Here is a 24,851-nt window from a genome sequence, read left to right on the forward strand (position 1 = left end):
AACGAACGTACGCAGGTGTTGGCCGCATGCACAACACATGGCCCTGCGGCCCCTCGCAGACTCGTGCCATGGCAGCAGCAGTGACGACCGACCGGGTCACCGTCCGTACCGTCCACGACGTCGCCGGGCTGGCGGCCGTGGCCGGCCATTTCAGCGACGTCTGGCAGACGCCCCGTACCGCACCGCCGTATCCCGCCGAGGTGCTGCACAGCCTGGTGCACGCCGGCGGCGCGGTGCACGCCGCCTTCGTCGGCGAGCGGCTGGCCGGCGCCGCCGTGGCCGTCCTCGGCGCGGAGCAGAGCACGTACTCGCTGGTGGCCGCCGCCGAACGGGGCCTCGGGTACACCCTGAAACTGGCCCAGCGCGACTGGGCCGTCGGCCTCGGCGCCCGCACCATGCGCTGGACCTTCGATCCGCTGGTCGGCCGCAACGCCCGCTTCAACCTGGTCAAGCTGGGCGCCGTCGGCACCGACTACCTGGTCGACTTCTACGGCCCCATGACCGACGGCGTGAACGAAGGCGACGAGAGCGACCGGCTGACGGTGAGCTGGGACCTGACGGCGCCGGCGGCGTCGTACAGCGCCGAACCCCAGGGGCCGGTGCTGTGCATCGCCCCCGACGGCGGGCCCCTCGTCCGGCGTCACGGCCGGCACCTGTGGTGCCGGGTCCCGCAGGACGTCGTCGCGCTGCGGGCCGCCGACCCGGGGCCGGCGCTGCGCTGGCGGCGGGCGGTGCGCGATGTGTTCCTGGACGCCTTCGTCGAGGGCTTCCGGGTCACCGGGATGTCCCGCGACGGCTGGTACACGCTGAACCGGGCGGAGGCGGCCGCGTGAAGCTGGAGCGCGTGGAGATCGTGCACGTGGCGATCCCCCTGGTCACGCCGTTCCGTACGTCCTTCGGGACCATGACGGCCAAGGACACTTTCCTGCTGCACGTCGTGACGGACGAGGCCGAGGGCTGGTCGGAGTTCGCCGCCGACCCCGAGCCGCTGTACTGCCCGGAGTTCGTCGCCGGTGCCGAGATCGTGCTGCGGGACTTCCTGCTGCCCCGCGTGGCCGCGCTGCCGAGGCTCACCACGGCCGCGCTCGCCCCCGCGGTGGCGAAGATCAAGGGGCACGAGCTGGCGAAGGCGGCCCTGGAGACGGCCGTGCTGGACGCCGAGCTGCGTGCGCACGGCATGCCGCTCGCGACGTATCTCGGCGCGGTGCGCGACCGGGTGCCCGCAGGGGTGTCGGTCGGGATCAAGAACTCGGTCCCCGAACTGCTGGACGACGTCGAGCGGTACCTCGCCGAGGGGTACGTCCGCATCAAGCTGAAGATCGAACCGGGCTGGGACGTCGAGCCGGTACGGGCCGTCCGTGAACGCTTCGGCGACGAACTGCCCCTCCAGGCCGACGCCAACACCGCCTACACCCTCGCCGACGCCGAGCACCTGCGGCGCCTGGACGCGTTCGGGCTGCTGCTGATCGAGGAGCCGCTGGAGGAGAACAACCTGCACGCGCACGCCCGGCTCCAGCAGCGCATCGCCACCCCTGTCTGCCTGGACGAGTCCCTGCACCACGCCCGCGACACCGCCGCCGCGATCGCCATGGACGCCTGCCGGGTGGTCAACGTGAAGCCCGCCCGGGTCGGCGGCTACCTGGAGGCCCGCCGGGTCCACGACGTGGCCCACGCGCACGGGGTGCCGGTGTGGTGCGGCGGCATGCTGGAGACCGGCATCGGGCGGGCCCCGAACCTGGCGCTCGCCGCCCTGCCCGGCTTCACCCTTCCCGGAGACACCTCCGCCTCCTCCCGGTACTTCGCCGAGGACCTCACCGAGCCGTTCGTCCTGCAGGACGGCCACCTCCCGGTGCCGGCCGGGCCCGGCATCGGCATCGAGCCCCTGCCGGACGCCCTGCGCCGGTTCACGCGGGAGCGGCGGGACCTGTACGCGGCATAAGGCGCAGGCCGGGGTCACGTTAGATTGATGGCGTGCTCTCTCGTCTCACGCGTCCCCAGGCCGTAGCCGTCTGCGCGGTCCCCGTCGTGGCCCTGCTGGCCACCGCGGCGTTCGCGCCGCTGCCGTTCTCGGTGGCCCAGCCCGGATCGACGGCGAACGTGCTGGGCGCGAACAAGGGCACCCAGGTGATCAGCGTTTCCGGGGCGCCGGTCCGCAGGACCAGCGGGCAGCTGCGCATGGTCACGATCCAGGCGACCAACCCGGACGCCACGGTGACGCTCGGGGACGTCGTCGGCAACTGGTTCCGCACCGACCGGGCCGTCATGCCGCGCGACGTGGTCTACCCCAGCGGCGACACCGTCAAGGAGATCGAGAAGTACAACCTGGCCCAGATGGACGAGTCCCAGCACAACGCCACCCAGGCGGCGCTGAAGTACCTCGGGCTCAGCGCCGACAAGGTCAAGGTCGATCTGAAGCTCGCCGACGTGGGCGGCCCCAGCGCCGGACTGCTGTTCAGCCTCGGCATCATCGACAAGCTGGACGGCGACGGCAGCGGCGGCGACCTCACCGGGGGCCGCACCATCGCCGGCACGGGCACCATCGACCCCTCCGGCAAGGTCGGCGCGGTCGGCGGGGTGGCCCTGAAGACACAGGCCGCGCGCCGGGACGGGGCCACCGTGTTCCTGGTCCCCAAGGCGGAGTGCGCGGACGCCAGGTCGGAACTGCCGAAGGGCCTGCGACTGGTGCCGGTGACCACGCTGAAGAACGCGGTCGACTCGCTGGTGGCCCTGGAGAAGGGCAAGGGCCCGGTCCCGAGCTGCTAGGCGGTGTCCTCGGGATCATCCCGAGCCTGATCCGCACGCCGCTCCCGGGGCCGGCCTGGTGTTGTCGAGCCGCGAGGGCGGCAGCCAGGTCAGCCCGTTCCCGCGGTCGGCGTCCCGCACGGCCTCCCGGTGAGGTGGGCGCCCTCCAGCGGCCGGCCCTGCCCGACCGTGCCGGGCTCGACGGCGTCGGCCATGGGCGAGCCGCTGGTCAGCCCGCAGCCGGACGGTACGACGAGCAGCCCGGCCGGCAGCAGGCAGGTGCGGCCCCTCTGAGGTGCCCGGATGATCCGGCGGTGAGGTGCCCGGGTGATCCGGCGGTGACGTGCCCGGGTGATCCGGCGGGCCGGGGGATGTCTCATGTGCCCGCCTCCAGGCCCCGTGGCCGCAGCAGCACTTCCGCCAGCGAGGCCAGCCAGCCCACCAGGAGCGCCAGCGCCACGGTGAGGACCGAACCGAGCACCAGCACCGGCATGCGCTGGGTGGTGATGCCGGTGGTGATCAGCGTGCCGAGGCCGCCGCCCCCGCCGAAGGCGGCCAGGGTCGCCGTGCCGACGTCGAGGACCAGTGCGGTGCGCACGCCCGCGAGGATCAGCGGGACGGCGAGGGGGAGTTCGATCCGGGTGAGCACGCCGAGCGGGGACATGCCGATGCCGCGGGCCGCCTCCAGCAGGAGCGGGTCGTTCGCCTTCAGGCCGGCGATCGTGTTGGAGAGCACCGGGAGGACGGCGTAGACGATGATGCCGATGAGGGCCGCCTTCGTACCGGTCCCGTGCCAGATGACGAGCAGGGCCAGCAGGCCGATCGCCGGGGTCGCCTGGCCCGCGTCGGCGAGCGCCATGGCCGCCGGGGTGGCTCGGCGGAACGTCCGCCGGGTCAGGACGACGCCCAGCGGGACGGCGATGATCAGCACGAAGAAGGTGGAGATCACCGTCAGCTGCACGTGCTGCCACAACGCCTTGGAGACCTGGCCGCCCGACAGCGCGTTCGCGGAGATCGTGTCCAGGCGCGCCTGCCGGAACCACAGCCAGGTCGCGAGGAGCACCGCGATCAGGAACACGGGCAGCACCGTCAGCCGCTGCCAGGACAGCCGGCGTCCGGGCGGGCGCCGGGGCGGGGGCGGCGCCTCCCGCTCGGCCTCGCCCTCGTCCCGGAAGGCGAGCCCCTTCACCTCGTGCGCGCCCTCCGGGCGCCGGGCGGTGCTCACGCCTTCTTCTCCCCGGCGTCGCCCTCCTGCTCGAAGTGGGTCTGCCGGGACCGGGCCTCCTCCAGTTCGTGCTGGTGCTCCATCGCTTCGAGCCGGTCGGCCTCCAGCAGCTCGTGCACGCAGTGCATCAGCGTCTCCATGTCGACCATGCCGGTGAACTCGCCGCGCCGCCCGGTCACCGCGACCCGGCCCGCGTTGTCGGTGAGGACGGCTTCCAGGGCGTCCCGGAGGGTGGCGTCCCGGGTCACCGTGCCGTGCACCAGCGTGCCCGCGCGGGCGAGCGAGCCGCGGGCCCGCATCAGGTCGCCGCGGCGCAGCCACTTGCAGGGCCGGCGGCGCCTGTCGAGGAGCAGGATCTCGTCGGTGCCGCTGCCCCGCAGATACCCGAAGATCTGCTGGAGCGGGGTGTCCACGGTCACCGTCGGACAGCCCCGCAGCTCCACGTCCCGCACCCGGGTCAGGTTGAGCCGCTTCAGGGCCGCGCCGGCGCCGACGAAACCGGAGACGAAGTCGTCGGCGGGGTGGGTGAGGATCGCCTCCGGTGTGTCGAACTGGGCGATGTGGGAGCGTTCGCGCAGCACCGCGATCCGGTCGCCCAGTTTGATCGCCTCGTCGAAGTCGTGGGTGACGAACACGATCGTCTTGCGCAGTTCGCGCTGGAGCCGGATCAGCTCGTCCTGGAGGTGGTCGCGGGTGATCGGGTCGACCGCGCCGAACGGTTCGTCCATCAGCAGCACCGGCGGGTCGGCGGCGAGCGCCCGGGCCAGGCCGACGCGCTGCTGCTGGCCGCCGGAGAGCTGGCGCGGATAGCGGCCGCGGAACTCGCCGGGGTCGAGCCCGACCAGGTCGAGCATCTCCTCGACCCGCTCCCGGATCCGCGGCTTCGGCCATCCGGTCATCCCGGGCACGAGCGCGATGTTCTGCGCGACGGTCATGTGCGGGAACAGGCCCGAGGACTGGATGGCGTACCCGACCTTGCGGCGCAGCTTCACCGGGTCGATGTCGGTGACGTCCTCCCCGTCGATCCGGATCCGCCCGCTGGTCGGCTCGATCAGCCGGTTGATCATCTTGAGCGTCGTGGACTTCCCGCAGCCGGACGGGCCGACGAAGACGACCGTCTCGCCCGCCCCGATCTCCATGTTCACCCGGTCCACGGCCGGCTGTGCACTGCCCGGGTACCGCTTGGTCAGGCCCTCCAGTTCGATCGTGGCCCCGTGCGTGGCGGTGGAGGTCGGCTCAGACACGGATCCCCCTGGGGATGGTCAGCCGTCCGATCAGCACGTACGCGGCATCGAACAGAAGGGCGAGGACGATGATCCCGAGCGTGCCCGCGAGCACCTGGTTCAGCGCATTCCTGCTGCCGGGGGAGGCGAGTCCGCGGCAGATCTCGTTGCCGAGTCCGGGGCCGGAGGCGCAGGCGGCGATCGCGGCGATGCCCATCAGCATCTGCGTGGAGACCCGGATGCCGGTCAGGATCGGCGGCCAGGCCAGCGGCAGCTCCACCCGCGCCAGCCGCATCGGGCCGGACATGCCGATGCTGCGGGCCGCGTCCACCAGCGCCGGATCCACTCCGCGCAGACCCACGATGGCGTTGCGCACGATCGGCAGCAGCCCGTACAGCGTCAGCGCGATCACCGTGGGCGGCACGCCCAGCCCGACGACCGGGACGAGCAGACCGATCATCGCGAGCGACGGGACGGTGAGGCCGGTGGAGGTGGCGGTGGTGGCGAGGTTGCCGGCCCATTCGGAGCGGTAGGTGGCGATCCCGATGAGCACGCCGATGACGGAGGCCAGGACCATGCACTGGAAGACCGCGCTGGCGTGCTGGTAGGCGTCCGTGAGCAGCTGCTGGTGCCGGCTGCCCAGGTACTCCCAGAAGCTCACCCGCGCTCACCCCCGGGTCGGCTGCGTTCCTGCCGGTCAGGTCCTTGTGCTGTCCGCGGCCGCCTGCTCCACCAGCGGGATGATCCGCAGTGGAACGGGGGTCTCCATGACGATCGTCGTGGAGGCCCGGACGATGCCATCAAAGCCGACAACCCGGTCGATCACTCGTTGGAGATCGGCGTTCGAGCGGGCCACCAGACGGCACAGCATGTCGCCGCTGCCGGTGGTGGTCAGCAGCTCCAGTACCTCCGGCACGGTCGCCAAGTGGGCTCGTACGTCGGCTCCTTGCCCCTGCCGGATCTGCAGGGTGGCGAAGGCGGTGACCGGGTAGCCGAGGGCCGCCGGGTCCACCTGGGGGCCGAATCCGCGGATGACTCCGTTCGACTGAAGCCGGTCCAGCCGCGCCTGCACGGTCCCGCGCGCCACGCCCAGCCGGCGGGACATCTCCAGCACCCCGATGCGTGGCTCCTGGGCCAGCAGCACGATGATGCGCCCGTCCAGATGATCGATCGCCACGAGACCCCCTGAGTTGGTCACCCTGTACAGAAAGGCTGCTGATACCGCTGTGTCACTGGTCAGGTTGCCCAGTGAATGCGCGAACTATTGCGCACCTTGCAGACCAGAGCGAGTCTTCCGCCATGACGCAGACCACAGACCACACTCCCGACGCGACCGCCCGGCAGGCCGACCCCTTCCCGGTCAAGGGAATGGACGCGGTCGTCTTCGCCGTGGGCAACGCCAAGCAGGCGGCGCACTACTACTCCACCGCCTTCGGCATGCGGCTGGTCGCCTACTCCGGACCGGAGAACGGCAGCCGCGAGACCGCGAGCTACGTGCTGGAGAACGGCTCCGCCCGCTTCGTCTTCACCTCGGTGATCAAGCCGGCCGGCACCTGGGGCCACTTCCTCGCCCAGCACGTCGCCGAGCACGGCGACGGTGTCATCGACCTGGCCATCGAGGTGCCGGATGCCCGCCGCGCGTACGCCTACGCGATCGAGCACGGCGCCCGCTCGGTCGCCGAGCCGTACGAGGTGAAGGACGAGCACGGCACGGTCGTCCTCGCCGCCATCGCCACCTACGGCGAGACCCGCCACACCCTGGTCGACCGCTCCGGCTACGACGGCCCCTACCTCCCCGGTTACACCGCCGCCAAGCCGATGGTCGAACCGCCCGCCCAGCGCACCTTCCAGGCCGTCGACCACTGCGTGGGCAACGTGGAACTCGGCCGGATGAACGAGTGGGTCGCGTTCTACAACAAGGTCATGGGCTTCACGAACATGAAGGAGTTCGTGGGCGACGACATCGCCACCGAGTACAGCGCGCTGATGTCGAAGGTCGTCGCGGACGGCACCCTGAAGGTGAAGTTCCCGATCAACGAGCCCGCGATCGCCAAGAAGAAGTCCCAGATCGACGAGTACCTGGAGTTCTACGGCGGCGCCGGCGTCCAGCACATCGCGCTCAACACCAACGACATCGTGCAGACGGTCCGTACGATGCGCGCGGCCGGCGTCGAGTTCCTCGACACCCCCGACTCGTACTACGACACCCTCGGCGAGTGGGTCGGCGACACCCGGGTGCCGATCGAGACCCTGCGCGAGCTGAAGATCCTGGCCGACCGCGACGAGGACGGCTACCTGCTGCAGATCTTCACCAAGCCGGTCCAGGACCGGCCGACGGTGTTCTTCGAACTCATCGAGCGCCACGGTTCGATGGGCTTCGGCAAGGGCAACTTCAAGGCACTGTTCGAGGCGATCGAACGCGAGCAGGCCAAGCGGGGCAACCTGTAACCGACGGTCCCCCCGCCGGACGCCCAGGGGGGACCGTGGAGCAGCGCATCGACCTCGCCGCACCGGCCGTCCGCTGGCTGCGGCAGCAGGACACCCTGCGCGAACCCACGGTCCTCCAGTCCTTCGCCTTCGACGAGGTCCACCACCACCTCTACGTCCTGCAGCTCACCCGGGGCGGCCGGGACACCGGCGACCTCTGCCTCAACCGCCTGGACCACGCGGGCAGACGCCTCGGCCACATGTACCTCGAGGGCTTCGGGCACGGCGTGAGCATGGGCGTCCAGCACGACGGCGACGGCACGGTGTGGATCTGGACCGAGACGGATGCCGTGGGCGGCTACGGCCGGGGCGTCACCCGCTTCCGGTTCGCCGCCGGCGCCACCCGCACACCCGCACAGGTCAAGGTCCGTCACCCGATAGCGGGCTCACGCGCCAACCAGCCCGGCATCTGCCCGGCCACCGGCCGTATCGCCGTCCGCCACCGGATGGGCGGCACCCCGCGCTACCGCGTCTGGGACCTGGCCGCCTTCACCGCCCGCGACTACGCCTCGCCGCTCGCCGACTTCCCGCAGACCGGCGCCCATCCCGACCCGGACGTCCCCTTCCAGGGATTCGCCCTGCACGGCGACCGCCTCTACCAGCTCGCGGGCTCCGCCTACGACCCGCGGACCAACCCGCCCGCCGGCCACGGCAACACCTACCTGTCCTGCCTGGACATCCGCACCGGCGAACTCCTCGCCCGCCACCGCACGGAGGCGGCCCGCTCCCTCGACCTCCGGGAACCGGAAGGCCTGGCCGTCCGCCACACCGGCACCCCGCGCCTGTACGTGGGGTTCGCGTCCGGACCGGAGGGGGCACGGAAGTTCTCGATCTACTACAAGTGACCCTCTGCTGCTCCAGCGGTTCTCGCTACCCCAGCGGTCTCCGGTTGTTCCAGCGGTTCTCGCTGCTCCGGCGGTCTCCGGTTGTTCCAGCGGTTCTCGCTGCTCCGGCGGTCTTCGGTTGTTCCAGCGGTTGTTCCAGCGGTTCTCGCTGTCCCAGCGGTCTGCTCCGGCGGTCTTCGGCTGCTCCGGCGGTCTTCGGCTGCTCCGGCGGTTCTCGGTTGTTACGGCGGTTCTCGGCTTGCCCGGCGCTCTTCGGCTGCTCCAGTGGTCCATGGCTGTTCCAGCGGTCCCCGGCTGCTACAGGTGGTCCTCGGGCAGCTCGTCCTCCGGCGGCTCGCCCAGCGCCCGCAGCGCCGCCTGCGCCACCGGCACCCCCAGCGGCGAGAAGTACGGGTTGATCCGCAGCGCCTCCTGGAGATGCCGCCGCGCGGGCCCGAACTGCTCCAGCTCCCCCTCGATCACCCCCCGATGGAACGCGTACAGCGCGCTGCGCACCCCGCCGCCCTTGGCCTTGTCCGTCGCGATCGACGCGTAGGTCAGCGCCTCCTGGTCCTCGCCGGCCCGGTGCAGCGCCCAGCCCAGCGCGTCGGCCACCTCGATGCCCGGCTGGCGCTGCCACTCCTCCCGCAACCGCTCCACTCCGTCCACCGGGTCCCCGTGGTCCGCCTCGAACCGCCCGATCAGCAGCTCCTCGTCGACCCCGGCCGCCACCTGCCGCCGTACCGCGGCCTTCAGCCGGGTGTACTGCTCCTCGGCGAGCTGCTCCTGCCCCAGCGACTCGTACAGCTCGCCCAGCTCCAGCAGGTCCGCCGGGTCCGGCTGCTTCTCGAGTGCGGTCCGGTACGCGCTCAGCGCCTCCGTCGTACGCCCCAGGGCGGCCAGCGTCCGCGCCCGTCCGGCCGGCGCCGTCCGCTCGTCGGGGTCGAGACGCAGCGCGGCCTCGAAGTGCCGCAGCGCGTCCGGCAGGTCACCGCGCTCCCAAGCCAGCTGGCCGACCCCGGCCAGCCAGGCGGCCTGCTCGGCCGGGGTGCGGGCGGCGGCTGCCGCGTCGGTCAGCTGGGCCACCGCGTCCTCGCGCCAGCCCCGGTCCCGGTACACCGCCGCGGCCCGCGCCATCACGGCCGGCCGCGCCGCCGCACCGGTGCGCAGCCCCATCAGCCTGTCCAGGGTGGAGCGGGCGTTCTTGTAGTCACCGAGCCCGGCGTACGCGTCGATCAGCGGCGCATACGCCGTCCACCGCTTCGGCGCCGCCTTCAGCGCCTGCTCGCCGTACTGTTTCGCCGCCGGGAAGTCCCGGCGGGCCAGCGCCAGCGCGGTCAGGCCGTCCAGCGCCTCGGTGTTCTGCCGGCCGTGCACCTCCAGCGAGGTTCGCAGCGCCCGGTCGGCCCGCGGAAAGTCGGCCGCGTCGCCGGTCCGGCGCCCGCGCTCCACGTACGCCGTCCCCAGCACCGCCCAGGCCCGGGCGTCCCGCGGCTGCGCCCGCACCCGCTCCTCCTGCCGCCCGATGAGCGTCGTGAGGCCCGGCAGGCCGGCCGGCACGCCGTAGGTCACCGCCGTCAGCGTCTGCGGCTGTGCCCGCGGACCCGGGGCGGGCGGCCGGGCCACCCGCTGCTGCTGCTCCTGCGGCAGAAGCAGCAGCACCGCACCGGCGACGACCCCGCCCGCCAGCGCGGTGACCAGCACCCGCCGCAGCAGCCGCCGCCGGCGACGCGGCGCGGGCGGCTCGGGGATCAAAGAAGTACCCGGCACGCGGAGTCGGTTGTCCATGCGGCTCACTGTGCGTCAATACGACGAGCACATCCGGGTGGCCCAAGGGCGGCGCGGACGGGGTTCACACCGATGGCCGCGAGTGCGAACCTGTGATCATGAGCCGTATCGAAGCGCCGCGCGACGAGGCAACCGGGAATCTCACCGACCGGCTCCTGGCCGGCCTGCCGGCCGAGGCCGTCCTGACCGACCCCGACGTCACCGCCTCCTACGCCAACGACATGGCGAGCTTCTGCCCGGCAGGCGTCCCCGCCGTCGTCGTGCTGCCGCGCACGGTCGAACAGGTGCAGCACGTCATGCGCACCGCCACCGAACTGCGCGTGCCCGTGGTCCCGCAAGGCGCCCGCACCGGCCTGTCCGGCGGTGCCAACGCCACCGACGGCAGCATCGTGCTGTCACTCACCAAGATGGACCGCATCCTGGAGATCAGCCCCGTCGACCGGATCGCCGTGGTCGAACCGGGCGTGATCAACGCGGCCCTCTCCCGCGCGGTCGAGGAACACGGCCTGTACTACCCGCCGGACCCCTCCAGCTGGGAGACCTGCACCATCGGCGGCAACATCGGCACGGCCTCCGGCGGCCTGTGCTGCGTGAAGTACGGCGTGACCGCCGAGTACGTGCTCGGCCTGGACGTCGTCCTCGCCGACGGCCGCCTGATGTCCACCGGCCGCCGCACGGCCAAGGGCGTCGCGGGCTACGACCTGACCCGGCTCTTCGTCGGCTCCGAGGGCTCGCTCGGCATCGTGGTCCGCGCCGTCCTGGCCCTCAAGCCCAAGCCGCCCCAGCAGTTGGTGCTGGCCGCCGAGTTCGCCTCCGCTGCCGCCGCCTGCGACGCCGTCTGCCGCATCATGGCGGGCGGTCACGTCCCGTCCCTCCTCGAACTGATGGACCGTACGACCGTCAAGGCCGTCAACGACCTCGCCCGCATGGGTCTGCCGGAGACCACCGAGGCGCTGCTGCTGGCCGCCTTCGACACCCCGGACCCGGCCGCCGACCTCGCCGCGGTCGGCGCCCTGTGCGAGGCGGCCGGCGCCACCCAGGTCGTGCCCGCCGAGGACGCCGCCGAGTCCGAACTCCTCCTGCAGGCCCGGCGGCTCTCGCTGACCGCGCTGGAGGCGGTCAAGGGCACGACGATGATCGACGACGTGTGCGTGCCCCGGTCGCAGCTCGGGGCCATGCTGGAGGGCGTCGAACGGATCGCCGGCAAGTACGACCTCACCATCGGCCTGTGCGCGCACGCCGGCGACGGCAACACGCACCCCACCGTGTGCTTCGACGCCCGGGACCCCGACGAGTCCCGGCGGGCCCGCGAGTCCTTCGACGAGATCATGGCCCTCGGCCTGGAACTCGGCGGCACCATCACCGGCGAGCACGGCGTCGGCGTGCTGAAGAAGGAGTGGCTGGCCCGCGAGATCGGCCCGGTCGGGGTGGAGATGCAGCGGGCGGTGAAGCAGGTCTTCGACCCGCTGGGCATCCTCAACCCGGGCAAGCTCTTCTGACCCCGGCCGGGAACCCCGGCACGCTCTTCCCGGCCGGGAACCCGGCACACTCTCCCGAGCCCCGGCCGGGAACCCCGGCACGCTCTTCCGACCCCGGCCGGGGTCACTGGGCGAGCAACTGGTCGAGCGCGTCGTCGATGCCCAGCCGGCCGCCCTCCGTCCCCGGGGGCACCAGCCGCAGCGTCCGCTCCAGCCAGGCCGACACCTGCGGGACCGGCGCCTGAAGCAGCGCGTCGCCGTCCGGTGAACTCAGCGCCATCAGTACGACGCCGTGCCCCTCGACCTTGGTCGGCCACACCCGCACGTCCCCGTGCCCGCACGGCCGGAACACCCCCTCCACCAGCAGGTCGCGGGCGAACGTCCAGTTGACGGGGTGCTCGGAGGTGATGTGGAAGGAGATGTGGACGGCGTAGGGGTCGTCGCAGCGGTACCCGAGCCGGGCCGGGACCGGCACGCTCCGCTCCGGCGACAGAATGAGCCTCAGCTCCAGCTCCCGCTCCACCACGGTGTCATCCATGACCTGCGTCTCCCTTCGCCCGGGGCCGCTCGGAACGGACCCGCACGGGTGGAGAGCGGGCTCGGGCCGGGCCATTACGCGGGTTCGGGAAACTTTCTCCGCGGCCCGTGACAGCGTCGTGCGGCGTTGCCCGGAAAGGGGTGGGTCCGGCGGGACTGGCGGTGGGAGATGCCCGCGTCTGATAGATGTGGAGCCCCCCATCCCACCCCCGAGCAGATACGGGACGACGGACATGAGCGCCCCAACCCCGGCCCCAGGTGACGAACGGCCCCGCGAGGGCTACTACCCGGACCCGTCCATCCCCGGCTACGTCCGGTACTGGAACGGCGCCTCCTGGGTGCCCGGCACCAGCCGCCCGGCGCCGCAGGACGGCGAGCCGCTCACCCCGCCGCCCGGCGTCCGCCCGGCGCCCCCGTCCGTGGAGGAAACGGGCCCCCACTTCTTCGACGAGGACCCGGCCGGCCCGCTCCGGCAGGACCCTGCCGCCCAGCAGGGTCACGCCGGCCGGTCCGGCCAGTGGGCACAGCAGGGCCCGTCGGCCCAGGCCGCCCCGGGCGGCCAGGGCGCGCAGTGGGCCCGGACCAGTGGTCCCGCTGCGCAATGGGAGCGGCCGGGTCAGCCGGCCGGACCGGGTGGCTCCGGCGGCGCCGGGCAGTGGGGCGAGCCGAGTGGGTCCGGCGGTGCCGGGCAGCCGGTCCAGGGCGCCCGGTCCCAGCAGGCCGACCGGTCCGCGCGGCCCGGTTCCGGCGCCGACGCCGGCCAGGGCGGGGCGTGGCCGGCCGACCCCCGGGTGCCGGCGGACTCGCCGGGCCACCCCGACGGCAGCGCCACCAGCCGCACCGACGGCACCGCGACGATCCCTCCGGCGGAGGACGGCGCCCCGGACCCCGGCACCTTCATCTTCCGGCGCCCGATTCCGGGCCCGGCGGCCCGCGCCGACGACGGCACGATGACGTTCCGCCCGGTGCCGTCCGGCGCTCCGGGTCCGTCCGGTCCGTCCGGCGTGCCAGGTCCGTCCGGCGCCGAGGGCACCCCGCCCGGCGGTTCCGGCCCGGCCGGCTTCGGCGCGCAGGGACCGGCCGGCGCCCCCTCCCCGTCGTCCGCGGCCCCGTCGCCCCCGGCCCCGGCCGCGAGCCCCGGCTTCGGTGCCGGCAAGGCGGCCGCGGCCCGCGCCACCACGCCGGCCCCTCGCACCCCCGAGGCACCGGCCGACACCCCGCGGACCCCCCACGTACCGAAGCCCGCACCGGCCCCGCACAGCGCACAGCCCTCGCCGGCCGCCGCCACCCCGTCCCTGCCCCAGCAGGCCGGGCCCCAGCAGGCCGCCGCTCCCGCGACCCCGCTGAGCAGCGGTGCCGGTGGCGGTCAGGCCTCCTGGGCGCAGCAGGTGCACCGGCTGGCCGGCGGCGGGGAAGAGCAGCCGGTGGCACCGTGGAAGCCGCCGGTGGAGGACCCGTTCCAGGCCGCCGCCCGCCGGCAGGCCGCCGCCCGGCCCGCCGGACTCGGCAGGCGTCTCGCGGCCCGCCTGATCGACCTGCTGGCCGTGGGCGCGGTGACCGCCGCCGCTGCCGTGCCGCTCGGCACCCGGGCCGTGGACCACGTCCAGGAGAAGCTCGACGCCGCCCGGGTGTCCGGCCACGAGGTCACGGTCTGGCTGGTCGACGGCACGACCGGCACCAGCCTCGGCATCGTCCTCGCCGTCCTGCTCCTGGCCGGCGTGCTGTACGAGGTGCTGCCCACCGTCAAGTGGGGCCGTACCCTCGGCAAGAAGCTGTGCGGCCTGGAGGTCCGCGACATCGAGGCGCACGAGCCGCCGACGTTCGGTGCGGCGCTGCGCCGCTGGCTGGTGTTCAGCGTGCCGGGTCTGCTCGTCGTAGGGATCGTGGGCGTGCTGTGGTGCCTGTTCGACCGGCCCTGGCGCCAGTGCTGGCACGACAAGGCGGCCCGCACGTTCGTCGCGGGCTGACACCGGGCGCGGGGGCGTACGCCGTACGGCCGCCCGCGGGATGCGGAACCGGGGCGCGCGGGTTCCACTCGGGCCATGAGCAGCGAACCGCCCCCCGGCTCCGGAGAGGAGCCCCCCGAGGACGACCCGTTCAGGAAGCGGCCCCCGTCGGAGCAGGGGCCGGGTTCGCCGTACGACACCCCGCCCGGCGGCCCCGAACCGCCCCGGTACGGCGGCGGTCCGTACGGCGGTTCCCCGTACGGGGGTTCCCCGTACGGCGGTTCCCCGTACGGCGGAGGCCCGGGCGGCCCGTACGGGACCGGCGGTCCCGAGGGCACGGGCGGTTACCCAGGTGACCCGCTCGCCGGGATGCCGCCGCTGGCCGACACCGGCAGGCGCATCGTCGCCAGGCTCATCGACTTCGTCCTCGTCGGCATCGTCGACGTCCTGCTCTTCATCCCCGTGCTGCTCTCGGTCAGCGAATCGGACACCGACATGGTGCTGACCGGCAAGGGGTTCGTCCTGCAGGCGGTCGGCACGGTGCTCTACGTCGCCTACGACACCCTGCTGACCGCCAAGTGGGGGCAGACCCTGGGCAAGAAGCTGCTCAGCCTGCGGGTGGCCGACCTGGCCGACGGCTCGACCCCCTCCATGAGGACCTCATTCATCCGCGCGCTCGTCCTGTGGGGTCCGTCCATCGTGCCCTGCTGCTTCTTCGGCCTGTGGTGGATCGTCTCGTCGTCCTGGAGCTTCTTCGACAAACCGTACAAGCAGGGCATTCACGACAAGGCGGCCAAGACAGTGGTGGTCAGTACGAGTTGACCCGTACACGTGCGGCGGGCCGGTGACTTCGGCGGCCCGCCGCACGTGCACGGGTCGGTCACAAGGTGGTGGGAACCCGCTCGCTCTCCGGGGCGTTTCCGGCCGGCGCCTCGACCACGTGGGGCTTCGGGACCGGCACCGTCATGGCCACCAGCAGCCCGAGTCCGAGTGCGGCGACGGCGATGACGGTGATCCCGAGGCCCGAACTCGTCTGCGACAGCAGCAGCATGGCGAGCGTCGAGAGGATCACGGTGCAGGAACCGTAGGCGAGCTGTGCGGCGGTCGGACGAGGCATGGCAATCGTGTCCTCGGCAGTCTTCGGGGGTGGGTGTGCCGTGGGGCTCTCTTGGCCTGCATGCCCGAGCGGGACGCCGGGTAAGCGTGACCTAACCCACCGTACCGGGTGCACGGGGGGCGCATGGAGTCACCACCCCCCTCAAGAGGGGCGATCCCTGCGCCCGTTGCGGGGCGGCCATCTGTTCGCAAAGCGAACGCCACCTCCGCATAGTGCACTTGTCCTGCTCAAGTCAAGGTCTGTCTTTTCCGCTAAACCTCTAGTCAAATGTCGTCACTTGATTACACGCGTTGATCGTGCGCGCACGGATCCTCCATGACCCGGAACCCCCTGTCCGTGTGCGCGGCGCGGGGGAGGAACTCAAGTGACCAGTAGATCCTGGACGTTCAGAACCGCGGCCATCGGTGTCGCTCTCGCGGCGGCATCCGCCACGTTCGCCACCTTCGCCGTCGCGGAGGCGAGCCCCCAGTCCCGGTCCGCCGCCGTCAACCGGCACGACCCGGCCGGGGTGAAGCAGCAGAAGCACGACCTCGACGGCCCGCTGAGCAAGACGCAGGACGCCCAGCGCGAGGAGGCCCTGAACCAGCTCATAGCCGGCAAGGCCACCGCGCAGGACCGCAACGGCTCCAAGGTCGTCAAGCTCAAGAGCCGCAAGGGCGAGAGCAAGTACGTCGAGCTGAGCCGCGAGAAGACCGACAAGATCTTCACGATCCTGGTGGAGTTCGGGAACCAGGCCGACCCCAAGTACGGGGGCACGGCCGGCCCGCTGCACAACAAGATCGCCAAGCCGGACCGCAAGAAGGACAACTCGACGGCCTGGCAGAAGGACTACAGCAAGAAGCACTACCAGGACCTCTACTTCGGCACCGGCAAGAAGACCGAGTCGCTGAGGAAGTACTACGAGAAGCAGTCCTCGGGCCGCTACTCGGTCTCCGGTGAGGTCACCGACTGGGTCAAGGTCCCGTACAACGAGGCGCGCTACGGCAACAACGCCTGCGGTCAGACCAACTGCCCGAGCGTGTGGAACGTCGTCAGCGACGGCCTGAACTCCTGGGTCGCCCAGCAGAAGAAGGCCGGCAAGTCCGACGCCGACATCAAGAAGACCCTGGCCAAGTACGACCAGTGGGACCGCTACGACTTCGACGGCGACGGCAACTTCAACGAGCCCGACGGCTACGTCGACCACTTCCAGATCGTGCACGCCGGTGAGGACGAGTCCGCGGGCGGCGGCGCCCAGGGCAAGGACGCGATCTGGGCCCACCGCTGGTACGCCTTCGGCACCGACGCCGGCGCCACCGGTCCCGAGAACAACAAGCTCGGCGGCACCCAGGTCGGCAGCACCGGTGTCTGGGTCGGCGACTACACCATCCAGCCGGAGAACGGCGGCCTCGGCGTCTTCGCCCACGAGTACGGCCACGACCTCGGTCTGCCGGACGAGTACGACACCGCCGGCGGCGACAACTCCACCGGTTTCTGGACCCTGATGTCCTCCGGTTCCTGGCTCGGCACCGGCAAGGAGTCCATCGGCGACCTGCCCGGCGACATGAACGCCTGGGACAAGCTGCAGCTGGGCTGGCTGAACTACGACACCGCCAAGGCCGGCAAGCAGTCCACGCACAAGCTGGGTCTCGCCGAGTACAACACCTGGGACAAGCAGGCCCTCGTGGTGACTCTGCCGGAGAAGGCCGTCACCACCACCATCACCCAGCCCGCCGAGGGCGCGAACCAGTGGTGGAGCGGCAGCGGCAACGACCTGAAGAACACGCTGACCCGTTCCGTGGACCTCACCGGCAAGTCGTCGGCGAAGCTGGACCTGGACGGCTGGTGGGCCACCGAGGAAGGCTACGACTACGTCTACACCGAGGTGTCGACGGACGGCGGTGCCAACTGGACCGCCCTGGACGGCACCGCGGACGGCCAGGCCATCCCGCGTGACGCCAGCGGCAAGCCCGCGCTGAGCGGTTTCTCGCAGACGCACAAGAAGCTGTCGTTCTCGCTCGACGCCTACGCGGGCAAGAAGATCGACCTGCGCTTCCGCTACGCCACCGACGGCGGTGTCGCGGAGAACGGCTTCACGGCCGACCAGATCGCCGTGACCGCCGACGGCACCCCCGTCTTCTCGGACAACGCCGAGACGCAGGACGGCGCGTGGACCGCGAACGGCTTCTCCCGCATCGGCGCGTCCTTCACCAAGGACTACAAGCAGTACTACATCGCCGAGAACCGCCAGTACGAGTCGTACGACAAGACTCTCAAGGTCGGCCCGTACAACTTCGGCTTCGCGTCGCGTCCGGACTGGGTGGAGCACTACCCGTACCAGAACGGCCTGCTGATCTGGAAGTGGGACACCTCCCAGGCGGACAACAACACGAACGACACCAACGGCCACCCGGGCACCGGTCTGATCCTGCCGATCGACTCGCACGCGAAGGCGCTGAAGTGGGCGGACGGCACCCTGCTGCGTAACCGCATCCAGGCCTACGACTCCCCGTTCAGCCTGTACGGCACCGACGGCCTCACGCTGCACAAGGCCGACGTCAAGCTGAAGATCAAGGGCTCGAAGGGTGTCTCGGTCTTCAACGACCACGCCAGCACCTACTACGACGCTTCGAACCCCACGGGTGGTGTGAAGGTCACTGACACCAACACCAAGATAACGATCGTCAAGGAGGCCAAGGACGGCTCGACGATCTCCCTCAAGGTTGGTCCCGCGGTCAAGTAGTTCTTAAAACTGCAGGTCAGAGACGTATCGGCGGCAACCCCTTGGCGGGTTGCCGCCGATCGTGTTTAGGTGCGTCCTGTGGACCGCTTATTGACACCGACCGGAACGGGGATGTGACCGCATGGCCGCAGGAGGCTTCTGCAAGCTGCCGAACGGCACGGTGGTGGTGGCGCTGAATCTGCCCTACGGCTCGGCCGGGGTGCGGGTTCTGGTACACGCCCAGAACCGGGCCCGGGCCCTGACCAGGCTCCGCAATCTGGGCCTGCGGTCGATCTACCTCCGGGGGAACGCCGCGCCTCCGACACCGGACGAGATCACGGCGGTGCTGCACCATCCCGACGGCCTGATATGGCGCACGGCCCCGGCCGACAACGGTGTCCTCGTGACCGAGCTGTGGCATCCGATCCGAGCGCTCCTGCGCAGACCGCCGGTGGTGCAGCAGGGGTGACGCCGGTGTGGGGGGTGGTGGCGCAGGCACGGCGACCGCGGGCCCGTGGCGGCCGATCGCGCCGTTCCCCGCGCCCGTCGCGGCCGATCGCCCCGTTCCTCGCGCCCTGGGCCGACCGCCCTGCCCGGAACCGGCCCTGAGTCGACCGCCCGGCCCGGAACCGGCCCTGAGTCGACCGTCCGGCCCGGAATGGCCCGGAACCGGCCCGGCACCGGTCCGGCGCCGGTGCTCCTAGCCGCTCACCACGGGCTTGCCTGTCAATTCCACGCCTGTTTCCCGCAGCTCCTCCAGGGCCTTCTCGGTCGTCCCGGCGGCGACTGCGGCCGTGAGGTCCAGGAGCACCTGGGTGCGGAAGCCCTCCCGGGCGGCGTCCAGGGCCGTGGCCCGTACGCAGTGGTCCGTGGCGATGCCCACCACGTCCACCTCGGTGATCTCGCGTGCCCGGAGCCAGTCGGCCAGCGGGACGCCGTTCTCGTCGGTGCCCTCGAAGCCGCTGTAGGCCGCCGAGTACTCGCCCTTGGAGAACACCGCGTCCACCGCACCGGAGGCGACCGCGGGGGCGAAGTTCGGGTGGAAGCCCACGCCCTCCGTGCCCGCGACACAGTGCGCGGGCCAGGAGCGGACGTAGTCGGGGTTGTCCGCGAAGTGGCCGCCGGGCGCGATGTGGTGGTCGCGGGTGGCCACCACGTGCCGGTATCCGGTGCCCCCGGCCTGGCCGATCAGCTCGGTGATGGCGGCGGCCACGTCCGCGCCGCCGGCGACCGCGAGGCTGCCCCCTTCGCAGAAGTCGTTCTGCACGTCTACGACGATCAAGGCGCGGCGCATGGTGGGTGTCCTTCGACTGAGAGTTAAGTAACTGAGCCTAGAGAATTCCGGGCTCCTGCGGGAGGGGGCGTCGAGGGGCGGACGGCGGTCCCGCTCTAGCTACCCGAGCGCCCGTGCACGTACTCCGTCGGAAGGACGGGTTCCCCCCGGGACAGCTGGATCGCCGAGAGCGGCAGGTTCGCGCGGGCCGCGATGTGCCGGTCCCGGGGCGCGTCCAGCGGCTCGCGGGCGACGACCTCGCCGCACTCCACCAGCCGGACCAGCAGCTGCCGGTCGGCCAGCTCGGCCGGGACCGGCCCGGTGCCGACGACCTCGGCCTCCGCGATTCCCTCCGCGTCCAGCCGGCGCGCGGCCCACTTGCGCCCGCCGATGGAGGTCTTGCCGCCGGTCGACTTCTTCGCGACCGCCAGCAGCGGAGCCTTCGGGCCGGTGGTCTCGGCGCGGGCGACCAGCTTGTAGACCATGGAGGCGGTCGGGTGCCCGGAGCCGGTGACCAGCTGGGTGCCGACGCCGTACGCGTCGACGGGCGCGGCGGCCAGCGAGGCGATGGCGTACTCGTCCAGGTCGGACGTCACGACGATCTTCGTGTTCGTCGCGCCCAGCTCGTCCAGCTGCTGGCGCACCCGGTGGGCGACCAGCAGCAGGTCGCCGGAGTCGATGCGCACGGCGCCCAGCCCGGGTCCGGCCACCTCCACCGCCGTTCGGACGGCCTCGGCGACGTCGTAGGTGTCCACCAGCAGGGTCGTCCCGCGGCCGAGGGTGTCCACCTGGGCCTGGAAGGCGTCCCGCTCGCGGTCGTGGAGCAGGGTGAAGGCGTGGGCGGAGGTGCCGACGGTCGGGATGCCGTAGCGGAAGCCGGCGGCCAGGTCGGACGTGGTGGAGAAGCCGCCGACGTAGGCGGCGCGGGCGGCGGCCACGGCGGCCAGCTCGTGGGTGCGGCGGGCGCCCATCTCGATCAGCGGGCGCTCCCCGGCGGCGGTGGCCATGCGGGAGGCCGCGGCGGCGATCGCCGAGTCGTGGTTGAGGATGGAGAGGATCACGGTCTCCAGCAGGACGCACTCGGCGAAGCTGCCCTCGACGCGCATGATCGGCGAGCCCGGGAAGTACACCTCGCCCTCGGGGTAGCCCCAGACGTCACCGCTGAAGCGGTAGCCGGCGAGCCACTTCAGGGTCTCCTCGTCGACGATCTTCCGCTCGCGCAGGAAGTCGAGGACGCCCTCGTCGAAGCGGAAGTTCTCCACCGCGTCCAGGACGCGTCCGGTGCCGGCCACCACGCCGTAGCGGCGCCCCTCGGGCAGCCGCCGCGTGAAGACCTCGAACACGCTCCGCCGTTCGGCCGTACCGGCCTTCAGAGCGGCCTGGAGCATGGTCAGCTCGTACTGGTCCGTGAAGAGCGCCGTCGACGGGACTGCCACCGGCAGCCCAAGGTCCGCCACGTCCACCGAAACCTCCCCTAGCTCGCGACTGCCCGGGTACCCCCGGGACCGGCCGGGGGACCGGGGGTACCCCCGGTGTGTGCAGCACGGGGACCGATCGTACTCCCTTTTCGTCGGTGTGACGATTTATCGGGGCCGTGGCAGCATGGCTGTGTGACGTCACCCGCGCCCGTAGAGATCGAACGCACCGAATCGGCGGAGGAGGTCTTCGCCGTACCCGAGCCCGACGTCCCCTGGGTCACGATCGTCCACAACGACCCGGTCAACCTCATGAGCTATGTGACGTACGTCTTCCAGACGTACTTCGGCTACACCAAGGACAAGGCCACCAAGCTCATGCTCGACGTCCACCACAAGGGCCGGGCGGTCGTCTCCAGCGGCACGCGCGAGGAGATGGAACGCGACGTGCAGGCGATGCACGGCTACGGTCTGTGGGCCACCCTGCAGCAGGACCGGAAGTAGCGACCGACTCACATGCCCGGACATTTCGAACCGCTTCCCAGCGGCGGCGCGGCCGTCGCGCTCGACGACGTCGAGATCTCCATCATCCGGTCGCTGGCCGTCCAGCTGCTGGAGCTGATCGGCCCGGGGCCCGGCGCCGACGCCCCTGACGACCCACTGGCGGAGCTGTTCGCCGAGGGGCCGAGCGAGCCGCCCTCGGATCCGGTTCTCAGGAGGCTCTTCCCCGACGCCTACGGCGACCCGGAGCAGGTCTCCGGCCCCTCCGCCGAGGCCGAGGAGCGGCGGGCGCACTCCGCCGAGTTCCGCCGCTTCACCGAGAACGACCTCAGGGCCGGCAAGCGGGAGAACGCGCTCGCCGTGATCCGCACCCTCGACGCGCTCGCCCCGGTGGACGAGGGCGGGGCGGTGCTCAAGCTGGCCCCGGAGGAGTCCCGGCAGTGGCTCGGCGCCCTCAACGACCTCCGGCTGGCCATCGGCTCCCGCCTGGAGATCACCGACGAGGACGACACCGACCTCCTCTACCGGCTCCCGGACGAGGACCCGCGCAAGCCGATGGTGCTGGCCTACCTGTGGCTGGGCGGTCTCCAGGAAACCCTGGTGACGACCCTGATGCCGTAAGGGCGCCGGCTCCTGAGGCGCAGGGCCGGCGGTCCTCGGTTCTGTGTTTCGCCCGTTTTATGGTGCACGAGTGTTCGCTCAGCGGACGCTCAAATCCGGATAACGATCCCGTCACCGTTGCGGCCTGTTTTGCCGCATTCGGGCGGTCTTTGTCCGCTTTTACCTGTGGGGTGTGCCACAACGCGCCTCTGTGATCAGTATTGCGGCCGTGATAAATCTTCACGACCGCCCGGCCAACACCACCCATGTTCGGCCGGGTGCGCCACCGAGCCGACGACCGTCGGCCAGGCACGGGCGCGCTTCCCGCAAGCCGCCCAGCTCCATCAATCCGGGGGGATCGAAACCCGATCCGAGGCCGACGAAAGGCCCGGGTCGGCATGGAGAAAGGCGCACCACACATGACCTCTGAGAAGGTCACCATCGCCCCCGAGGAGGGGTACGAGCGAGGGCTCGGCAGCCGTCAGGTCCAGATGATCGCCATCGGCGGTGCCATCGGCGTCGGCCTGTTCCTCGGTGCCGGGGCGAACATCGCCAAGGCCGGTCCCAGTCTGATCCTGATGTACGCCCTCGCAGGCGTGATCATCTTCTTCATCATGCGAGCCCTGGGCGAACTGCTGCTCTACCGTCCGGTCTCCGGCTCGTTCGCCGAGTACTCCCGGGAGTTCCTCGGCCCGTTCTTCGGCTACTTCACCGGCTGGACGTACTGGCTGATGTGGGTCGTGACCGGCATGGCCGAACTGACGGCCGCCGCGATCTACGTCAACTACTGGTTCCCGTCCGTCCCGCAGTGGGTGACGGCGCTGGTCTTCCTGGTGGTCCTGTTCGTGGCCAACCTGATCTCGGTGAAGCTGTTCGGCGAGATCGAGTTCTGGTTCTCCATGGTCAAGGTGACCGCGCTCATCGGCATGATCGTGATTGGTCTCGGCGTGCTCACCTTCGGGTTCAGCGCCGCCGGTGACACCGCCACGGTGACGAACCTGTGGCAGTTCGACGGCTTCTTCCCCAAGGGCATCGGCTCCTCGCTGATGACCCTCCAGGGCGTGATGTTCGCCTACCTCGCCGTCGAGCTGGTCGGCGTCACCGCGGGCGAGTCCGAGGACCCGGAGAAGACCCTCCCGAAGGCCATCAACACCCTGCCCTGGCGCATCGCCCTGTTCTACGTCGGTGCCCTCAGCGTCATCCTGTGCGTGGTGAAGTGGACCGAGTTCGCGGAGGGCGTCAGCCCCTTCGTGAAGGCGTTCGCGATGATCGGCATCCCGGCCGGCGCCGGCATCGTCAACTTCGTGGTGCTCACCGCGGCCCTGTCGTCCTGCAACTCGGGCATGTACTCCACGGGCCGCATGCTGCGCACCCTCGCGGACAACGGCGAGGCGCCGCGCGTCTTCTCCAAGCTGTCCTCCACCAAGACCCCGGCGCTCGGCATCACCGTCTCGGTGGCCTTCATGGGCATCGGCGTGATCCTCAACTACATCGTCCCGGAGAAGGCCTTCGGCTACGTCACCTCCGTCGCCACCGCGGCCGGTATCTGGACCTGGCTGATGATCCTCGTCAGCCACGTCCTCTACCGACGTGCGGTCGACGCGGGCCGGCTGCCCGCCAGCTCCTTCCCGGCGCCGGGCGGCGCGGTGTGCTCGTACATCGCCATCGCCTTCCTGCTGTTCGTCACCGGCCTGATCGCATACGATGCCGACTCCCGCATCTGCCTGTACGTGATGGCCGTCTGGGCGGTCGCCCTCGGCATCGGCTGGCTGGTGGTGAAGTCCCGCACCCCGGAGGTCGCGAGCCGCCGGGAGCCGGAGTTCGAGAACGTGGGCTGAGCCCCTCCACGGACGTCCGGTCACCGGGGGCACTCGTGGCGCCCCCGGTGACCGCCGCTCAGGACGTCCACCATGTGGGCCGCCCCGTACCGTCCATCGGTACGGGGCGGCCCTCTGCTTATCCTGACGGACATGCTGACCATCACCCAGGCCCTCGTGGACCAGATCGTCGCGCACGCGCGCAAGGACCACCCCGACGAGGCGTGCGGCGTCATCGCGGGCCCGGCCGGCTCGGACCGCCCCGAGCGCTTCCTGCCGATGCTGAACGCGGCCATGTCGCCGACCTTCTACGAGTTCGACTCGGGCGACCTGCTCAAGCTCTACCGCGAGATGGACGACCGCGACGAGGAACCCGTGGTCATCTACCACTCCCACACCGCGACCGAGGCCTACCCGTCCCGTACGGACATCTCCTACGCCAATGAGCCCGGCGCCCACTACGTCCTCGTCTCCACCGCCGACACCGACGGCCTCGGCGACTTCCAGTTCCGCTCGTTCCGCATCCTGGAAGGCGAGGTCACGGAGGAGGAGGTCAAGGTCGTCGAGGCCTACTGACCGGCCCCGGTCCCGGGATCCGGGCAGGAATGTTCCAGCATGCGAGATCACATTCCAGTGACCGGACCGGGAATCGATACGATGAGCCCATGGTTCTGAACGACGTGAGCGACAAGGCGCCGAGCGTGCTGCTCGTGGCGCGGCTGCACGTCGACCTGTGCAGGCTGAACAGCGCCATCTGTTGACGTTCCCCGCCGCCGTACGGCCGTGAGCCGCGGCGCCGCCCCCGCGCCCGAAGCCCGGGGGACCCCGGTCGCGCGCCGCGCGCCACCACCCGACGAACCCTTCCGACAGGAGCCCGCAACCATGGCCATCGAGGTCCGCATCCCCACCATCCTCCGCACGTACACCGACGGTCAGAAGGCGGTGGAGGGCAGCGGGAACACCCTCGCCGAGCTGTTCGCCGACCTCGAGACCCGGCACGCAGGCATCCAGGGCCGCATCGTGGACGGCGAGCAGCTGCGCCGCTTCGTCAACGTCTACCTGAACGACGAGGACGTCCGCTTCCTGGACGGCATCGACACCAAGCTGTCCGACGGCGACAGCGTGACGATCCTGCCGGCCGTGGCCGGCGGCATGCGCTGATCGGCCGCTGAGCAGC

At 71.3% G+C, this 24,851-nt stretch carries 25 protein-coding genes and 1 pseudogene; 16 read left to right on the top strand and 10 right to left on the bottom strand.

Annotated elements, in window-relative coordinates; genetic code table 11:
* Window positions 1–68 precede the first annotated feature (68 nt).
* Genes ACZ4SF_RS00410 through ACZ4SF_RS00420 form a run of 3 tightly spaced genes read left to right on the top strand, consistent with a single transcriptional unit; the run spans window position 69 to window position 2,763 of the window.
* Window positions 69–833: a chorismate synthase gene (locus ACZ4SF_RS00410; protein ID WP_468376133.1), complete on the top strand. Its 765-nt coding sequence runs from the start codon at window positions 69–71 to the stop codon at window positions 831–833.
* Entirely contained in the window at window positions 830–1,939 is a 1,110-nt protein-coding gene (gene menC / locus ACZ4SF_RS00415; protein WP_468376136.1) for an o-succinylbenzoate synthase, read from the top strand. Before ACZ4SF_RS00410 ends, menC begins: the two co-directional genes overlap by 4 nt.
* A gap of 32 nt (window positions 1,940–1,971) precedes the next feature.
* Window positions 1,972–2,763: a S16 family serine protease gene (locus ACZ4SF_RS00420; RefSeq protein WP_468376139.1), complete on the top strand. Its 792-nt coding sequence runs from the start codon at window positions 1,972–1,974 to the stop codon at window positions 2,761–2,763.
* A 57-nt stretch (window positions 2,764–2,820) separates the two neighbouring features.
* Here ACZ4SF_RS00420 and ACZ4SF_RS00425 read toward each other — a convergent pair.
* The 5 genes and pseudogenes from ACZ4SF_RS00425 to ACZ4SF_RS00445 all read right to left on the bottom strand — a co-directional run.
* Window positions 2,821–3,017 (bottom strand): annotated as a pseudogene (locus ACZ4SF_RS00425) (hypothetical protein); the annotation flags it as partial.
* A 101-nt stretch (window positions 3,018–3,118) separates the two neighbouring features.
* A complete protein-coding gene (locus ACZ4SF_RS00430) occupies window positions 3,119–3,931 on the bottom strand; it encodes an ABC transporter permease (RefSeq protein ID WP_468378243.1) in 813 nt (270 codons plus the stop codon).
* A 32-nt stretch (window positions 3,932–3,963) separates the two neighbouring features.
* Complete coding sequence (locus ACZ4SF_RS00435) at window positions 3,964–5,211, bottom strand: betaine/proline/choline family ABC transporter ATP-binding protein (protein ID WP_468376142.1); 1,248 nt, start codon at window positions 5,209–5,211, stop codon at window positions 3,964–3,966.
* Window positions 5,204–5,851, bottom strand: coding sequence for an ABC transporter permease (locus ACZ4SF_RS00440; protein WP_468376146.1), 648 nt, complete (start codon window positions 5,849–5,851; stop codon window positions 5,204–5,206). Before ACZ4SF_RS00440 ends, ACZ4SF_RS00435 begins: the two co-directional genes overlap by 8 nt.
* A gap of 36 nt (window positions 5,852–5,887) precedes the next feature.
* Complete coding sequence (locus tag ACZ4SF_RS00445; RefSeq protein WP_468376149.1) at window positions 5,888–6,367, bottom strand: Lrp/AsnC family transcriptional regulator; 480 nt, start codon at window positions 6,365–6,367, stop codon at window positions 5,888–5,890.
* Between the two features lie 122 nt (window positions 6,368–6,489).
* On the opposite strand from ACZ4SF_RS00445, the gene hppD reads away from it, so the two are divergent.
* Together hppD and ACZ4SF_RS00455 are read left to right on the top strand one after the other, a co-directional pair.
* Window positions 6,490–7,638: a 4-hydroxyphenylpyruvate dioxygenase gene (hppD, locus tag ACZ4SF_RS00450; protein ID WP_468376152.1), complete on the top strand. Its 1,149-nt coding sequence runs from the start codon at window positions 6,490–6,492 to the stop codon at window positions 7,636–7,638.
* A 35-nt stretch (window positions 7,639–7,673) separates the two neighbouring features.
* On the top strand, window positions 7,674–8,522 hold the full coding sequence (locus ACZ4SF_RS00455) for a phage baseplate protein (RefSeq protein WP_468376155.1): 849 nt from the start codon (window positions 7,674–7,676) through the stop codon (window positions 8,520–8,522).
* A 297-nt stretch (window positions 8,523–8,819) separates the two neighbouring features.
* Here ACZ4SF_RS00455 and ACZ4SF_RS00460 read toward each other — a convergent pair whose 3' ends face one another.
* A complete protein-coding gene (locus ACZ4SF_RS00460) occupies window positions 8,820–10,289 on the bottom strand; it encodes a tetratricopeptide repeat protein (RefSeq protein WP_468376158.1) in 1,470 nt (489 codons plus the stop codon).
* A 92-nt stretch (window positions 10,290–10,381) separates the two neighbouring features.
* On the opposite strand from ACZ4SF_RS00460, the gene ACZ4SF_RS00465 reads away from it, so the two are divergent.
* Window positions 10,382–11,788, top strand: a complete 1,407-nt coding sequence (locus tag ACZ4SF_RS00465) for an FAD-binding oxidoreductase (protein ID WP_468376161.1) — start codon at window positions 10,382–10,384, stop codon at window positions 11,786–11,788.
* 103 nt (window positions 11,789–11,891) lie between these two features.
* Here the strand turns inward: ACZ4SF_RS00465 and ACZ4SF_RS00470 are convergent, their stop codons facing one another.
* Window positions 11,892–12,305, bottom strand: a complete 414-nt coding sequence (locus tag ACZ4SF_RS00470; RefSeq protein ID WP_468376163.1) for an SsgA family sporulation/cell division regulator — start codon at window positions 12,303–12,305, stop codon at window positions 11,892–11,894.
* Between the two features lie 232 nt (window positions 12,306–12,537).
* Between ACZ4SF_RS00470 and ACZ4SF_RS00475 the strand changes: the two genes are divergently transcribed.
* Together ACZ4SF_RS00475 and ACZ4SF_RS00480 are read left to right on the top strand one after the other, a co-directional pair.
* On the top strand, window positions 12,538–14,271 hold the full coding sequence (locus ACZ4SF_RS00475) for an RDD family protein (protein WP_468376166.1): 1,734 nt from the start codon (window positions 12,538–12,540) through the stop codon (window positions 14,269–14,271).
* 75 nt (window positions 14,272–14,346) lie between these two features.
* A complete protein-coding gene (locus tag ACZ4SF_RS00480) occupies window positions 14,347–15,072 on the top strand; it encodes an RDD family protein (RefSeq protein WP_468376169.1) in 726 nt (241 codons plus the stop codon).
* Window positions 15,073–15,130: 58 nt separating this feature from the next.
* On the opposite strand, the gene ACZ4SF_RS00485 is transcribed toward ACZ4SF_RS00480, so the two are convergent.
* Window positions 15,131–15,367, bottom strand: a complete 237-nt coding sequence (locus ACZ4SF_RS00485) for a hypothetical protein (RefSeq protein WP_468376172.1) — start codon at window positions 15,365–15,367, stop codon at window positions 15,131–15,133.
* A 364-nt stretch (window positions 15,368–15,731) separates the two neighbouring features.
* Between ACZ4SF_RS00485 and ACZ4SF_RS00490 the strand changes: the two genes are divergently transcribed.
* A complete protein-coding gene (locus ACZ4SF_RS00490; RefSeq protein ID WP_468376175.1) occupies window positions 15,732–18,089 on the top strand; it encodes an immune inhibitor A domain-containing protein in 2,358 nt (785 codons plus the stop codon).
* Between the two features lie 121 nt (window positions 18,090–18,210).
* The gene (locus ACZ4SF_RS00495; protein ID WP_468376177.1) at window positions 18,211–18,537 is read left to right on the top strand and encodes a hypothetical protein; all 327 of its coding nucleotides are present in this window, start codon (window positions 18,211–18,213) and stop codon (window positions 18,535–18,537) included.
* 231 nt (window positions 18,538–18,768) lie between these two features.
* Here the strand turns inward: ACZ4SF_RS00495 and ACZ4SF_RS00500 are convergent, their stop codons facing one another.
* Both ACZ4SF_RS00500 and ACZ4SF_RS00505 read right to left on the bottom strand, forming a co-directional pair.
* On the bottom strand, window positions 18,769–19,362 hold the full coding sequence (locus tag ACZ4SF_RS00500) for an isochorismatase family protein (RefSeq protein WP_468376180.1): 594 nt from the start codon (window positions 19,360–19,362) through the stop codon (window positions 18,769–18,771).
* 95 nt (window positions 19,363–19,457) lie between these two features.
* Complete coding sequence (locus tag ACZ4SF_RS00505; protein WP_468376183.1) at window positions 19,458–20,804, bottom strand: nicotinate phosphoribosyltransferase; 1,347 nt, start codon at window positions 20,802–20,804, stop codon at window positions 19,458–19,460.
* Between the two features lie 147 nt (window positions 20,805–20,951).
* Here ACZ4SF_RS00505 and clpS point away from each other — a divergent pair, with 147 nt between their 5' ends.
* The 6 genes from clpS to ACZ4SF_RS00535 all read left to right on the top strand — a co-directional run bounded on the left by clpS (window position 20,952) and on the right by ACZ4SF_RS00535 (window position 24,835).
* Window positions 20,952–21,260, top strand: a complete 309-nt coding sequence (gene clpS / locus ACZ4SF_RS00510; RefSeq protein ID WP_014672994.1) for an ATP-dependent Clp protease adapter ClpS — start codon at window positions 20,952–20,954, stop codon at window positions 21,258–21,260.
* Between the two features lie 12 nt (window positions 21,261–21,272).
* Window positions 21,273–21,878, top strand: coding sequence for a DUF2017 domain-containing protein (locus tag ACZ4SF_RS00515; protein ID WP_468376185.1), 606 nt, complete (start codon window positions 21,273–21,275; stop codon window positions 21,876–21,878).
* A 398-nt stretch (window positions 21,879–22,276) separates the two neighbouring features.
* Window positions 22,277–23,695, top strand: coding sequence for an amino acid permease (locus ACZ4SF_RS00520; protein WP_468376187.1), 1,419 nt, complete (start codon window positions 22,277–22,279; stop codon window positions 23,693–23,695).
* 132 nt (window positions 23,696–23,827) lie between these two features.
* Window positions 23,828–24,250: a M67 family metallopeptidase gene (locus tag ACZ4SF_RS00525; protein WP_468376190.1), complete on the top strand. Its 423-nt coding sequence runs from the start codon at window positions 23,828–23,830 to the stop codon at window positions 24,248–24,250.
* Window positions 24,251–24,339: 89 nt separating this feature from the next.
* Complete coding sequence (locus ACZ4SF_RS00530; protein ID WP_311737150.1) at window positions 24,340–24,435, top strand: putative leader peptide; 96 nt, start codon at window positions 24,340–24,342, stop codon at window positions 24,433–24,435.
* Window positions 24,436–24,556: 121 nt separating this feature from the next.
* A complete protein-coding gene (locus ACZ4SF_RS00535; RefSeq protein WP_468376193.1) occupies window positions 24,557–24,835 on the top strand; it encodes a MoaD/ThiS family protein in 279 nt (92 codons plus the stop codon).
* Window positions 24,836–24,851 lie beyond the last annotated feature (16 nt).

Source organism: Streptomyces sp. NPDC027663, assembly GCF_055566415.1.

What these genes read in the sequence shown, in the direction of transcription:
- ACZ4SF_RS00460 (WP_468376158.1), bottom strand. Translation starts at nt 10,289, where the DNA reads ATGGACAACCGACTCCGCGTGCCGGGTACTTCTTTGATCCCCGAGCCG.
- ACZ4SF_RS00525 (WP_468376190.1), top strand. Translation starts at nt 23,828, where the DNA reads ATGCTGACCATCACCCAGGCCCTCGTGGACCAGATCGTCGCGCACGCG.
- ACZ4SF_RS00495 (WP_468376177.1), top strand. Translation starts at nt 18,211, where the DNA reads ATGGCCGCAGGAGGCTTCTGCAAGCTGCCGAACGGCACGGTGGTGGTG.
- ACZ4SF_RS00485 (WP_468376172.1), bottom strand. Translation starts at nt 15,367, where the DNA reads ATGCCTCGTCCGACCGCCGCACAGCTCGCCTACGGTTCCTGCACCGTG.
- ACZ4SF_RS00480 (WP_468376169.1), top strand. Translation starts at nt 14,347, where the DNA reads ATGAGCAGCGAACCGCCCCCCGGCTCCGGAGAGGAGCCCCCCGAGGAC.
- ACZ4SF_RS00410 (WP_468376133.1), top strand. Translation starts at nt 69, where the DNA reads ATGGCAGCAGCAGTGACGACCGACCGGGTCACCGTCCGTACCGTCCAC.
- ACZ4SF_RS00520 (WP_468376187.1), top strand. Translation starts at nt 22,277, where the DNA reads ATGACCTCTGAGAAGGTCACCATCGCCCCCGAGGAGGGGTACGAGCGA.
- ACZ4SF_RS00475 (WP_468376166.1), top strand. Translation starts at nt 12,538, where the DNA reads ATGAGCGCCCCAACCCCGGCCCCAGGTGACGAACGGCCCCGCGAGGGC.
- hppD (WP_468376152.1), top strand. Translation starts at nt 6,490, where the DNA reads ATGACGCAGACCACAGACCACACTCCCGACGCGACCGCCCGGCAGGCC.
- ACZ4SF_RS00515 (WP_468376185.1), top strand. Translation starts at nt 21,273, where the DNA reads ATGCCCGGACATTTCGAACCGCTTCCCAGCGGCGGCGCGGCCGTCGCG.
- ACZ4SF_RS00500 (WP_468376180.1), bottom strand. Translation starts at nt 19,362, where the DNA reads ATGCGCCGCGCCTTGATCGTCGTAGACGTGCAGAACGACTTCTGCGAA.
- ACZ4SF_RS00470 (WP_468376163.1), bottom strand. Translation starts at nt 12,305, where the DNA reads ATGGATGACACCGTGGTGGAGCGGGAGCTGGAGCTGAGGCTCATTCTG.
- ACZ4SF_RS00530 (WP_311737150.1), top strand. Translation starts at nt 24,340, where the DNA reads ATGGTTCTGAACGACGTGAGCGACAAGGCGCCGAGCGTGCTGCTCGTG.
- ACZ4SF_RS00535 (WP_468376193.1), top strand. Translation starts at nt 24,557, where the DNA reads ATGGCCATCGAGGTCCGCATCCCCACCATCCTCCGCACGTACACCGAC.